The sequence below is a fragment of the Aeromonas aquatica genome, assembly GCF_000764655.1.
GTDB classification, from domain to species: Bacteria; Pseudomonadota; Gammaproteobacteria; order Enterobacterales; family Aeromonadaceae; genus Aeromonas; species Aeromonas aquatica.
Map to the genome: position 1 here is coordinate 1 of NZ_JRGL01000138.1, position 12,551 is coordinate 12,551.

General features: G+C 62.7%; 10 protein-coding genes, 1 tRNA gene and 1 pseudogene. 6 read left to right on the plus strand and 6 right to left on the minus strand.

Annotation, left to right across the window (positions count from 1 at the left end; genetic code table 11):
• Positions 1 to 62: 62 nt before the first annotated feature.
• The 3 genes from pntB to yqhD form a co-directional block, all read right to left on the minus strand.
• Positions 63 to 1,547, minus strand: coding sequence for a Re/Si-specific NAD(P)(+) transhydrogenase subunit beta (gene pntB / locus LG30_RS0118325; protein ID WP_033132135.1), 1,485 nt, complete (start codon positions 1,545 to 1,547; stop codon positions 63 to 65).
• A gap of 11 nt (positions 1,548 to 1,558) precedes the next feature.
• The gene (locus LG30_RS0118330; RefSeq protein WP_033132136.1) at positions 1,559 to 3,085 is read right to left on the minus strand and encodes a Re/Si-specific NAD(P)(+) transhydrogenase subunit alpha; all 1,527 of its coding nucleotides are present in this window, start codon (positions 3,083 to 3,085) and stop codon (positions 1,559 to 1,561) included.
• A 506-nt stretch (positions 3,086 to 3,591) separates the two neighbouring features.
• Complete coding sequence (yqhD, locus tag LG30_RS0118335; RefSeq protein WP_033132137.1) at positions 3,592 to 4,755, minus strand: alcohol dehydrogenase; 1,164 nt, start codon at positions 4,753 to 4,755, stop codon at positions 3,592 to 3,594.
• A gap of 144 nt (positions 4,756 to 4,899) precedes the next feature.
• On the opposite strand from yqhD, the gene LG30_RS0118340 reads away from it, so the two are divergent.
• The 3 genes from LG30_RS0118340 to LG30_RS0118350 are packed head-to-tail and all read left to right on the plus strand — an operon-like array spanning position 4,900 to position 6,786.
• Positions 4,900 to 5,802, plus strand: a complete 903-nt coding sequence (locus LG30_RS0118340) for an AraC family transcriptional regulator (protein WP_033132138.1) — start codon at positions 4,900 to 4,902, stop codon at positions 5,800 to 5,802.
• Between the two features lie 16 nt (positions 5,803 to 5,818).
• Positions 5,819 to 6,346, plus strand: a complete 528-nt coding sequence (locus tag LG30_RS0118345; protein WP_033132139.1) for a lipocalin family protein — start codon at positions 5,819 to 5,821, stop codon at positions 6,344 to 6,346.
• Positions 6,343 to 6,786 (plus strand): GNAT family N-acetyltransferase, encoded by a 444-nt coding sequence (locus LG30_RS0118350; RefSeq protein WP_033132140.1) that lies wholly within the window; start codon positions 6,343 to 6,345, stop codon positions 6,784 to 6,786. Before LG30_RS0118345 ends, LG30_RS0118350 begins: the two co-directional genes overlap by 4 nt.
• A gap of 127 nt (positions 6,787 to 6,913) precedes the next feature.
• On the opposite strand, the gene LG30_RS0118355 is transcribed toward LG30_RS0118350, so the two are convergent.
• Positions 6,914 to 8,803 (minus strand): methyl-accepting chemotaxis protein, encoded by a 1,890-nt coding sequence (locus tag LG30_RS0118355; RefSeq protein ID WP_033132141.1) that lies wholly within the window; start codon positions 8,801 to 8,803, stop codon positions 6,914 to 6,916.
• Between the two features lie 243 nt (positions 8,804 to 9,046).
• Between LG30_RS0118355 and LG30_RS0118360 the strand changes: the two genes are divergently transcribed.
• The gene (locus tag LG30_RS0118360; protein WP_033132142.1) at positions 9,047 to 9,571 is read left to right on the plus strand and encodes a class IV adenylate cyclase; all 525 of its coding nucleotides are present in this window, start codon (positions 9,047 to 9,049) and stop codon (positions 9,569 to 9,571) included.
• Between the two features lie 48 nt (positions 9,572 to 9,619).
• Here LG30_RS0118360 and LG30_RS0118365 read toward each other — a convergent pair whose 3' ends face one another.
• Positions 9,620 to 10,990: a phosphatidylserine decarboxylase family protein gene (locus tag LG30_RS0118365; RefSeq protein WP_033132143.1), complete on the minus strand. Its 1,371-nt coding sequence runs from the start codon at positions 10,988 to 10,990 to the stop codon at positions 9,620 to 9,622.
• Between the two features lie 300 nt (positions 10,991 to 11,290).
• A tRNA-Trp gene (locus LG30_RS0118370) sits at positions 11,291 to 11,367 on the minus strand.
• Between the two features lie 201 nt (positions 11,368 to 11,568).
• Between LG30_RS0118370 and LG30_RS0118375 the strand changes: the two genes are divergently transcribed.
• Together LG30_RS0118375 and LG30_RS22230 are read left to right on the plus strand one after the other, a co-directional pair.
• Positions 11,569 to 12,111 (plus strand): hypothetical protein, encoded by a 543-nt coding sequence (locus tag LG30_RS0118375; protein ID WP_033132144.1) that lies wholly within the window; start codon positions 11,569 to 11,571, stop codon positions 12,109 to 12,111.
• 292 nt (positions 12,112 to 12,403) lie between these two features.
• Positions 12,404 to 12,551: pseudogene (locus LG30_RS22230) on the plus strand (IS3 family transposase); the annotation flags it as partial.

Sequence of the window (12,551 nt, forward strand, 5' to 3'; positions counted from 1 at the left end):
CGTAATTGGGACATAGCCATAAAAAAGGAGGCCGAAGCCTCCTCTTGTCAGATCCTCTGTGCTTACAGCGCCTTGAGGATCGCCTCGACGCTGGCCTTGGCATCGCCAAACAGCATCTGGGTGTTCTCCTTGAAGAACAGCGGGTTCTGTACACCGGCGTAGCCAGTGTTCATGGAGCGCTTGAAGCCGATGACGTTCTGCGCCTTCCACACTTCCAGCACCGGCATGCCGGCGATGGGGCTGCCCGGATCTTCCATGGCGGCCGGGTTGACGGTGTCGTTGGCACCGATCACCAGCACCACGTCGGTGTCGTTGAAGTCCTCGTTGATCTCGTCCATTTCCAGCACGATATCGTAGGGGACCTTGGCTTCCGCCAGCAGCACGTTCATGTGACCCGGCAGACGGCCGGCCACCGGGTGGATGCCGAAGCGCACCTTGACGCCGCGCTCGCGCAGCTTGTGGGTGATCTCGGCCACCGGATACTGCGCCTGCGCCACCGCCATGCCGTAGCCCGGGGTGATGATGACGGAGCTGGCATTTTTCAGCATGTCAGCCACGTCTTCGGCGTTGGTCTCGCGGTATTCGCCCATCTCCTGGTCAGCCGTGGAGGCCACACCGTCGGAGCCGAAGCCACCGGCGATAACGGAGATAAAGGAGCGGTTCATCGCCTTGCACATGATGTAAGACAGAATCGCACCGGAGGAACCCACCAGGGCACCAACCACGATCAGCAGGTCGTTGGAGAGCATGAAGCCCGCCGCTGCCGCCGCCCAACCGGAGTAGGAGTTCAGCATGGAGACCACCACCGGCATGTCTGCGCCACCGATGGAGGCGACCAGATGCCAGCCGAACGCGAAGGCGATCAGAGTCATCAGCAGCAGTGCGAAGGTGGAGCCACCGGCGTTGACGAAGTGGATCATCAGCGCGAGGGAGACCACCACGGCCAGCAGGTTCAGCTTGTGGCGATGGGGCAGCATCAGCGGCTTGGAAGAAATCAAGCCACGCAGCTTGCCGAACGCGACGATGGAGCCGGTGAAGGTCACGGCACCGATAAAGACGCCGAGGAACACTTCCACCAGGTGGATGTTCAGCATGGCGCCGGTCAGGTGCTCGACCTGGACCACGCTGGCCGCCTGCTCGAACGCCGCCCGGGCCGCAGCCAGGGTCGCATCCAGGTTGGAACCGACGGAGACCACGACTTCAGCCGGAGCGGAGGGGTGCAGATCGATGAAGCTGTTGAAGCCCACCAGCACCGCCGCCATACCCACGAAGCTGTGCAGCACGGCCACCAGCTCGGGCATCTCTGTCATCTCGACCTTGAGTGCCAACCGCACGCCGATGGCGCCGCCGATGACCATGGCCAGGATGATCCAGTGCACACCACTGGTTTCCGGATTGAACACGGTCGCGAGCAGGGCGATGGCCATCCCCGCGATACCGAACAGGTTGCCATGTTTGGCCGTTTCTTGCTTCGACAGTCCCGCGAGACTGAGGATGAAGAGCACGGCGGCAACGATATAGGATGCTGTTACCAGTCCTTGAGACACGTTAAACCCCCTTAATCCTTACGGAACATCTTCAGCATGCGCTGAGTGACGGTGAAGCCACCGAAGATGTTGATACTGGCAATCAGCACGGCGATAAAGGCCAACACGGTGACCAGGGTCGACCCTTGCCCTATCTGCAGCAGCGCACCGACCACGATGATGCCGGAGATGGCATTGGTGACCGACATCAGCGGCGTGTGCAGGGAGTGAGAGACGTTCCACACCACGTAGTAACCGACCACACAAGACAGAATGAAGACCGTGAAGTGGGACAGGAACTCGGCAGGTGCCACCGCAGCCACCCAACCGAAGGCGGCGATGCCGAGGGCACCGAACACGAACTTCTTGTTGGAGGGTTTGGCCTCCTCCTTCTTCACGGCGGCAGGCTTGGCAGCCGGCTTCTGCGGTGCGGCGGAGACGGCGATGGGGGGTGGCGGGAAGGTCACGTCACCGGCCTGGATCACCGTCATGTTGCGCTGGACCACGTCCTCGAAGTCGATGGCGACCTGGCCGTCCTTCTCCTTGCACATCAGCTTCATCAGGTTGACCAGGTTGGTACCGTAGAGCTGGGAGGATTGGGCAGGCAGGCGACCCGGCAGGTCGGTGTAACCTATCACCTTGACGCCATTGGGCGTCACGAACAGCTCGGTCGGCACTGTGTATTCGCAGTTGCCGCCGGTGGCCGCCGCCAAGTCCACGATGACCGAACCCGGCTTCATGCTGTCCACCATCTCTTTGGTGATCAGCTTGGGAGCGGGACGACCCGGGATCAGGGCTGTGGTGATGATGATGTCCACTTCCTTGGCTTGCTGGGCAAACAGCGCCATCTCGGCCGCGATGAACTCATCGGACATGACCTTGGCATAACCATCGCTGGAGGCGCCATCTTCGCTGCCGAAGTCCAGCTTGAGGAATTCACCCCCCATGGATTCGATCTGCTCGGCCACTTCCAGACGGGTGTCGAAGGCACGCACTATGGCACCCAAGGAGCCAGCGGTACCTATGGCGGCCAGGCCGGCGACGCCGGCACCGATCACCAATACCTTGGCAGGGGGAACCTTGCCGGCGGCGGTGATCTGACCGGTGAAGAAGCGACCGAACTGGTGGGCAGCTTCGACCACGGCGCGATAGCCACCGATGTTCGCCATGGAGGAGAGGGCGTCGAGAGACTGGGCACGGGAGATCCGCGGCACCATGTCCATCGCCATCACATTGATGTTGCGCTCGGACAGTTTCTTGACCAGCTCGGGATTCTGGGCGGGCCAGATGAAGCTCACCAGAGTAGCACCATCCTTAATTTGTGCGATCTCGGCATCGGTCGGCGCGTTGACCTTGAAGATAAGGTCGGCTTGCCAGACGCTCGGCACCACGTTGGCACCGGCGGCCTCGAAGGCGGCATCATCAAAGCTGGCCAACAAGCCGGCACCGGCCTCGATGGCGACCTCGAAGCCGAGCTTTCTCAGCTGCTCGACGGTGGCCGGGGTCGCTGCGACCCGGGTCTCACCGGCGAGACTCTCTCTCGGTATTCCAATCTGCATGACTATTCCCTGATGGTTAATAAACAATCATTACCCAGTCTCTCATGTCTGAGCCGACAAGGCATGACCAAAGTGCAGGTCACGGGCCCTTTGTTATGAAAATCAGCAGGCTTTACCTCAACCTCCTGTCATGGCCAGGCCCCCGCTTTTCAGGCGCGAAGGTGATTAGTATCAAATTTTGGAGTTTTATTACAACCACGCCCCCCGCACCACGAGTACAGAATTCAGCCCATCTTGGCCCATGGTTTAAAAAAACAAACTAAATTAACGACTTATACCAGCAAAATACGCTGAAAAAAGTGATCCAACCAGTCAAAAAAAATGTTTTGCCGGCCCTCTATCTTAGCGTTTTTTGTTCTTACGAAATCTGCCGTTGGCACATCGGATGAGATGAAAGGGGGAAAAGTAACTGTTTTGTAACGGACAGGGGGCCAGGTCCCTGCCAAGCGGCAGGTCAGGCCCCCTTCATTCACACCCGGCTGGCACCGGGTGTCGCGTCTGGCGCCTTACCAGGCCGCCTCATAAATATGCCGGCTCTGCACCAGATCGATGTCACCGTGCTCGCCCAGGCTGGTCATGCCGTGCTCCGCCAGCTTGGCCACCAGGGTATCTATCTTGGCATCGGCCAGGCCATAGTCCCGCAGTCGGGTCTTGACGCCCATCCGCTCGAAGAAGTCGCGGGTGGCTTTGATGGCGCCGTCGATGCGTTCTTCTTCAGTGCCGCTGCGCAGGTCCCACACCCGCTCGGCGTATTGCAGCAGCTTGGCGCGCTTCTGCTCACGCTTGGCTTGCAGCAGGGCCGGCAACACCACCGCCAGGGTCTGGGCATGGTCGAGACCGTGCAGGGCGGTGAGCTCGTGGCCCAGCATGTGGGTTGCCCAGTCTTGCGGCACACCGGCACCGATCAGGCCGTTCAGGGCCAGGGTGGCGCTCCACATGATGTTGGCGCGCACGTCGTAGTTCTCCGGCTCCACCAGCGCCTTGGGGCCCTCCTCGGCCAGGGTCAGCAGCAGTCCTTCGGCGAAGCGATCCTGCACCTTGGCATTGACCGGGTAGGTGAGATACTGCTCCAGGGTGTGGATGAAGGCATCCACCACCCCGTTCGCCACCTGACGAGCCGGCAGGGTATAAGTGAGCACGGGATCCAGCACGGCGAAGCGCGGCATCACGAAGGGGGAGAAGAAGTGCTGCTTGTCGCCGCTGCTCTTGCGGGTGATGACGGCGCCCATGTTCATCTCGGAGCCGGTGGCCGGCAGGGTCAGCACGGCGCCCAGCGGAATGGCGGAGGCCACCTCGCCACCGACGGTTTCGAGGATGTGCCAGGGGTCTTTGGCCAGATCGTAGTGGGCGGCGGCGGCAATGAACTTGGTGCCATCCAGCACGGAGCCACCGCCGACGGCGAGCAGGAAGTCGACCTTCTCGGCGCGGGCCAGCTCGACCGCCCCCATCAGGGTCTCGTAGGTGGGGTTCGGCTCGATGCCGCCGAATTCGAACAGGCTCATGCCCGCCAGCTCGCTGCGGATCTGGGCCAGCAAGCCGCTGCGCACCACGCTGCCACCACCATAGGTGATCAGGATGCGGGCGTCGCTGGGAAGCTGTTCACGCAGCTGGGCCACCTGGCCCTTGCCAAACAGCACCTTGGTCGGGGTATGGAGAGTAAAGTTGTTCATCGACATTGCCTTCTTCTGATAGTCCGGCGGCCTGGCCGCAAAATGTTGATTGCATTTTTCTACAGACAACCTCTACCATCAAGGCAATATTCTGCAGATTGCTTGCCTATTTCTACAAATTATTGAATTTCACCCGGAGCGCACATGTCAAACCGCTACGCCGATCTCGCCGCCAGACTGACCCGCCACGTGCGCGAGCCCGGCATCACCCCCTCCCCGGTAGAGCAGGTGAGCCTCATCTACACCACAGAGCCCCACGGCCGCCTGCCGGTACTCTATCAGCCGCGGATGATAGTGATATTGCAGGGCCACAAGGTGGGCTACCTGGCGGATCGGGTGTTTCGCTACGATCCCAGCCACTACCTGCTGATGACGCTGCCGCTGCCGTGCGAGTGCGAGTGCTTCGCCTCCCCCGAGCAGCCCCTCATCGGCTTCACCCTCGAGATCAACGTCGCCACCCTGCAGGAGCTGCTGCTGGAGCTGGGGGACAGCCTGCCTGCCCCGCCGCCCCAGAAGAGCGGGGTACACTCCGTGCCCCTCTCGGAGGAGATGTTCTGCGCCGCCGAGCGGCTCATCGATCTGATGGACAAGCCCCAGCACGCCCGGGTACTGGGGCCGCAGACGGTGCGGGAGATGCTGTTCTATGCCCTGCACGAGGGGGGTGGCCCCGCGCTGCAGGCGCTGGCCAACCGCCACAACCACATGGGGCAGATTGCCCGGGTGCTGCGCCTCATCGAGCAGCGCTACGCCGATACCCTGACCATGGAAGAGCTGGCGCGGGAGGTGAACATGAGCGTCTCCGCCTTCCATCACCACTTCAAGGCGGTCACCGCCACCTCGCCGCTGCAGTACATCAAGTCGTTTCGGCTGCACAAGGCACGTATGATGATGCTGCACGATGGCATCAAGGCCGGCACGGCGGCGGCGCGGGTCGGCTACGAGAGCGGCTCCCAGTTCAGCCGGGAGTACAAGCGCTTCTTCGGCAGCACCCCCACCGATCAGGCCTCCCGCTTCCGGGATGGTCAGCTCAGCATCATGGAAGGCTAAAAGAGAGGATTCACCCATGCGTTCACTGCTTTGCCTGCTCACAGCCCTGCTGCTGACGGCCTGCACCGGCCTCGCCGACGGCATCCGCCCCGTCACCGGCTTCCAGCTCGACCGCTACCTCGGCACCTGGTACGAGGTAGCGCGTCTCGACCACAGCTTCGAGCGGGGGCTGGAGCGGGTGAGCGCCACCTACAGCCTGCGTGACGACGGCGGCGTCAAGGTGCTCAACCACGGCCTTCAACGCGATGGCCGCTGGCGCGAGGCCGAAGGCAAGGCCTACTTCGTGGGCAAGCCGGACGAGGCGCGGCTCAAGGTGAGCTTCTTTGGCCCCTTCTACGGCGGCTACAACGTCATCGATCTGGACCCCGACTACCAGCTCTCCCTGGTGACCAGCTACAACCACGACTATCTGTGGATCCTCTCCCGCTCCCCCCAGCCGCCCAAGGCCAAGGTGGATGCGCTGATCGCCAAGGCCCGGGGGCTGGGCTTTGCCACCGACCAGCTTATCTGGGTCAGCCAGGCTCCGGCCGGGAACACACCTTGAAGATCTTCCAGGCCACCCCGCCGGACATTCCCCGGGTCGCCCCCCTGTTCGTGCAATATCGGCAGTTTTATCACCTGCCTGCCGAGCCCGAGGCGGCCGAGGCCTTCCTGCAAGAGCGCTGCACCGGCGGGGAGTCCGTGCTCTTCGTGGCCCAGAGCGAGACGGGAGAGGTGCTGGGATTTGCCCACCTCTACCCCCTGTTCTGCTCCCTCGCCCTCAGGCGCAGCTGGCTGCTGCATGACCTGTTTGTGGCACCGAGTGCGCGCCAGCAAGGGGTCGCCCAGGCCTTGCTCGAACGGGCCGATCGGCTCGGATACGACACGGGCGCCGCCTTCCTGATGCTGAGCACCGCCACCGACAATCAGCGGGCCCAGGCCCTCTACGAGCGCCACGGCTATCGCCGGGATCTCGAGTTCTACAGCTATATCAAGCCGCTCTGAGGCCCTTTCACCTCCCGCAGGGGCCAGTGGCGGGGCATTATTCATACGGCGCATGGGCTTGCCCTATGCATTCATGGGATAAATAAAGGCGGCCTGAGCCGCCTTTTTCACGCCTGATCCCCTCGGGCTAGAGCCGGAAGCGCCCGATCTCCTGCTCCAGTCGCTCGGTCAGCGCCTTGAGCGCCACGGCCTGACTCGCCTCCTCCCGCGCCTGCTCCGCCAGCGTCTGGGAGACGTGGCGGATGTTCTCGGTGTTGCGGCTGATCTCGCCGGTGACCGAGGTCTGCTCCTCCGCCGCCGCCGCTATCTGGGTCGCCATGTCGCTGATGGCACCGATGGCCTCGTTGATCTGGCCGAGGCTCAGGTTCGCCGCCTGGGCATCCTCCACGCTGGTGCCCGCCAGCTGGCGGCTGCTCTCCATGCCGTTGACGGCGCGTCTGGTGGTCTGCTGCAGGGTCTCGATCATCTGCTGGATCTCGGCGGTAGAGTCGTGGGTGCGGCGCGACAGCACCCGCACCTCGTCCGCCACCACCGCGAAGCCGCGCCCCTGCTCCCCGGCCCGGCCCGCCTCGATGGCGGCGTTGAGCGCCAACAGGTTGGTCTGCTCGGCGATGCCGCTGATGGTGGCCAGGATGCCGCTGATCTTCTGGGCATGGGTGTCCAGCTCGTGGATGGTCTGGCTGGCATCGGCCACCTCATCGGCGAGACCCGTGATGCTGCGCTGACTCTGGCCGACCTGGGACTGACCGGCGACAGCCAGCCTGACCGCCTCCCCCGAGGTGGTGGCGGCAAACTCGGCGTTGCCGGCGATCTCCTGGGTGGCAGAGGCCATCTCGGTCACCGCGGTCGCCACCATGACGATCTCGTCCTGCTGCTGGCGCACTCTCTGGCTGCGGGCCTCAGCACCCTGCGCCTGGACCCGGGACTGGGCCGCCAGCTCGGCGGTGACGTCCCGCAGGCGGCTGACGATGCCGTGCAGCCTGGCCACGAACTGATTGAAACTCTGGGCCAGCTGGCCCACCTCGTCCCGGCTGCGGGTGGCGATCTGCACCGTGAGATCCCCCTCCCCGTGGGCGATATTGGCCAGCGCCTTCGACACCCGGCCAAGATCGGCGAACAGGTAGTTGAAGGTGGCGATGAGCAGGGCGCTGAACAGCAACAGCAGCACCAGGGTCAGCCCCACCAGCTGCCACAGCAGGCTGGCGAAGGGCGCCTCCAGCACGTCCTTGTACATCACCATGGCCAGCAACCAGTCGGTATCGGGCACCTGCTGCACCGACAGCAGCACCTCACGTCCCTCTATGGTGGCGGCATGCAGTTCCCCATCCCGACTCCAGCCGTCCAGGCTCGCACCCGAGAGGCCGGGATCCAGCTCGGCAACCTGCTTGAGGGCCAGCGCCTTCTGCGGGTGGCCGACGATGAGGCCGGAGCTGTCCAGCAGCATGGCGTAGCCCTCCCCCTGCACCTTCATGGCCAGCACCTCGTCGATGAGGGCGTCCAGGGAGAGATCCGCACCGGCGGTGCCGATCACCTGGCCCTGGTGCATCACCGGCTCCGCCAGGGTCACCACCAGTTGCTGCATGGTCACGCTGACGTAGGGGGCGGTGACGATCAGCTTGCCCGCCTTGACGGCATTCTGATACCAGGGACGCTGGCGCGGATCGTAGTTGGCGGTGTTGAGGGAGGGATCGTGACGGGTCATCACCCCCTCGGTTGAGCCAAAATAGGTGAGGCCGAAGCCGCCCGAGGTGCGGGTCTGCAACAGGTGTGGCACCAGGGTCGCCTCGGGATTGTCGGCGATGACGGCGGCCAGGGCATCGACCGCGTGTTTGCGATCCGCCATCCAGTTGCCGATGGCCACCGAGTTGGCGTGACCATAGTTGAGCGCCTCGCTCTGGATGGCGCTCAGGGTCCGTGATTTGAGGGTGTGGAAGGCGACTATGCCGAGCAGGGCCGCCATCAGCAGCACTACCCCCAGGCTGGTCGCCAGCAGCTTGCCGCGCAACGAGAGTGTCATGACTACAGATCCTTGTGGTGACATGAGGCTAGTTAGAGTCCCCATACTGACCAAGGCTATCGGCGCCATAGCCCCCTGACTTTAGTGAATCCGATTAATTTCATGCTCCCTGACAACAGGACGTGCTGCCAGTCACGAAAACGACGGAAACCTCGACTGCCACCACCATCGCAAGCCACCTCCACAGGCCGCATCCGTGATAGCTTGGGGACCGTCATCGTCATCGTCATCAAGGAGACTCCCATGCCCCGAAATATCGAGATCAAGGCCAGGATAGCGCGGGTCGATGCCCTGATCCCCAGGGTGGCCGCCATCGCCGATCAGGGTCCCGTCGAGATAGCCCAGGATGACACCTTCTTTCGCTGCGAGTCAGGCCGCCTCAAGCTGCGCACCCTGTCCCCCTCCGCCGGCCAGCTCATCTTCTACCGCCGTGCCGATCGGCAGGGTCCCAAGGAGAGCTTCTATCAGGTCACCCCGACGAGCGAGCCGGACAGCCTGCGGGAGACCCTCAGCCTGGCCTGTGGCCAGATAGGCCGGGTGCAGAAGACCCGCACCCTGTTTCTGGTCGGCAGAACCCGGGTTCACCTCGATCGGGTGCAGGGGCTGGGCTACTTCCTCGAGCTGGAGGTGGTGCTGGAGGATGAGGAACCGCTCGAGGCGGGGATACAGGAGGCCCATGACATCATGGCGCGCCTCGGGGTGGCGCCATCCCAGCTGATCGAAGGCGCCTATCTGGACCTGCTGGCCCAACAACAGAACGCGCGGTGAAACGAAGAGGCCGCCCTTGGGCGGCCTCTGTCTATGTCTGGCGGGTCTCTACTTCACCCTGGCCAGAGCGGTGTTGACCCGCAAGTTGGTGGCCTCCAGGCTCGGGGTCTGGCCATAGAAGTCGAACGCCAGCTCCACCCCCTTGCGGAACAGCAGGCAGTGGGTGGAGCCGCCGAAGTGGAACATGCCGAGCTGATCCCCCTTCTTAACCCTGTCCCCCGCCTTCACCGTGATGTCGCAGCTCGACACCTCCGCCATGCCCACCGGCACCACGCACATCAGGCCTATCTTGGGGTTGTCCGCCTCGATGAAGATCAGCGCCCGGGTCGCCACCGAGGTGAGGAAGGGTTGGGAGTTGTTGGGGGCGCTGGGATCGGCGCCGTCGGCGTCGAGGAAGCCCTCGAACTGGTTCTCCAGGTAGTAGGTGCCGTTGACCACCCTGACCTTGCGGATGGTACCGCTCACCGGGCTGTGCCAGCGGTGGTAGCTCAGGGCGCTGAGGAAGGCCTGGTAGACGGTGCCCCCCTCAAACTGGGAGGCGGTCTCGTCAAAGTCGAGCATGTTGTCGAGGGAATAAGGCTGACCCTTGAGCCAGAAGCGATCGCTGCGGCTCACCCCTGTCTTGACCTGCAGTGGCGCCGACTCGCAGGCGTTGACGATGACGCCGTCGTTCCCCTGCGCCGACACCGGCCGCACGCCGGGGCGGAAAGTGCGGGTGAAGAAGGCATCCCAGCAGCCAAATCCATAGTGGGGATCCGCCGGATCGCACTGGAAGATGGTCTCGAAACTGGTCGGCGTCGGATTGCTCCCCTCCCCCAGCGCCGCGCGGGCCACCTGCACCATCTCGGCCTGGGCCAGCTTGCCGAGCCAGGGCACGATCAGGGTCTCTGCATCCAGCCGGCTGACCGGCTCGGTCAGCACATAGCGGGAGGCCGGGCTTTGCAGGAACAGCGCCCAATGGCCGAGGATCTTCTTGAATTGCTGGTTGATCAAGGCGTTGGCAAAGAACAGGTAGCCGGAGCGGGTCGCCATGGGCCAGTCGAGCAGGGCATTGATGGGGAAGCCGATCAGGCCGGAAGGGGCGTGGGTGGGGATATCCTGATAGGCCTCGGGGGCCGTGGTCATGATGCCGTTGAGCAGCATCAGGAACTCGTCGAAGCTCTTCACCTCGATCTGACCGAGCGGCGTCAGGTGCTCGTGACGCCAGGCCTCCTCGAACATGGCGTCGGCCTGGGCGTGCAGGGCCGGATCGGCGTTGACCAGATCCCGGAGCTGGGCGATGGGCTGCACCAGTGGCCGCGGCTGTTGGGCGACGTATTTCTGCAGCCGCGCGATCCAGCGCCGGATATGGGCTTGGTCCTGCGGCACCCAGCCACCGGGACGGGACTTGTTCAAACGGGTTTCAACGGCCTTGTTCATGACTCATCTCCTCACTCTCGCTTCGCGCCCCCTCTCGGTCGGCGCTCCAGTGTCATGCGCGCCATGCAGCGGCACAGCCCATGTGATCTAGCACAAGGCGGCGGCTGGCTCGATTGCCAGAAACGACAGTGTGAAACGGCCAGGCAGCGACTAGCGCAGAGGGAGCACGACAACGCCTTGATGGACAAGGTATAACGAGCGAGGGCTGGCTAAGGGCCACCACCGGGGGGAGATTCGGGGAGAAAAAACCGGGGAGCGGAAATGCGAAAGGCCAGCTCAATGAGCTGGCCTTTCTGAAAATGGCAGGGGCGGCAGGACTCGAACCCGCAACCATCGGTTTTGGAGACCGCTGTTCTACCAATTGGAACTACGCCCCTGCAACAAACGAGGCGAATTATACAAAGCCGGGATCAAAGGTAAAGGCTTTTTTCTCAGTTTCGATGCGATCGAACAAATGGCGAGCAACTCGCGCCAATTTGCCCATCCTGGCCGGGTAACTCGCTGTATTTACAGCCTTGCCCGGGTAGGAAAGGCGCCCGAATGGGGGTAGGGTGGATGTTGGCAAGAGGAGGATGCTCATGCTCAATTACCGCCTACTTCAACAACTTGCGCCACTCAACTTCAGGGATGAGCGCAAAACCGAGTCTCTGCCCGATTATCTCGACCGGGTCGCCCCGCTGGTGCCTTTCATTCCCCAGAACGTACTGACCCAGTGGATTTACCGCCATTGGCGCGGTTTTGAGTCCAACTGGAGCTTTATCGACCTCGCCCGCCATCAATTCGAGCGCGAGGAGTGGCCTACGGCACGCATCCTGACCGAGATAGACTCCCGCCACATGGAGGTGATCGAGCGCTGGGGCGAGATGTTGCGCCACAATCGCTACGTGCGCCGCTCCTGGCTCGGCGAGGACATGCTGAGCCGGGGCACCTGGTCCGAGCCCATCATAGTGCTCGCCCCCGCCGCGGACGACTGCTACCCGGACGGGCGGCCACTGCCACAACCCTATTGCCTGCTGGAAGGGCACCACAGGCTAGGTTATCTGCGCAGCATGGCCGAAGATGGCTTGGCGCTGTCGGATCGGCACCAGCTGTGGGTTTGTCGGCCCATTCGCGACAGGTAAACGTTTTTACGGGCAAATCTTGCCTTTTAAATAAATTTTTGACAATTCGAAAAGCGACTCTATAATCTGTCCGGTTTTGAAAAAGGTCGGGACATGACGATGCAGTTTTTGAACAAGAAAACAGCCTTGCAGACGGGTGGAGCGCACCAGAGCGGCCCCGTTGTTTCCGGTTCCCGACCCACAGATCCCCAATTATTTTTAAAAAGAGCCCCTGTTTCAGGGGCTTTTTTTTGTGCCCGTGTCCCGTCCTGAATATGGTTTACACCTTTCCCCTCAATAAATGGAGACCCCGATGGGACAAGGTGTGAAACGGACACAGCGCGATTACTCGCTGACTTTTAAACTGGCGCTGGTCGAGCAGATTGAAAAAGGCGAGCTCACCTACAAACAGGCTCAGGCCCGTTATGGCATTCAGGGCCGCTCCACCGTTCTGGTATGGT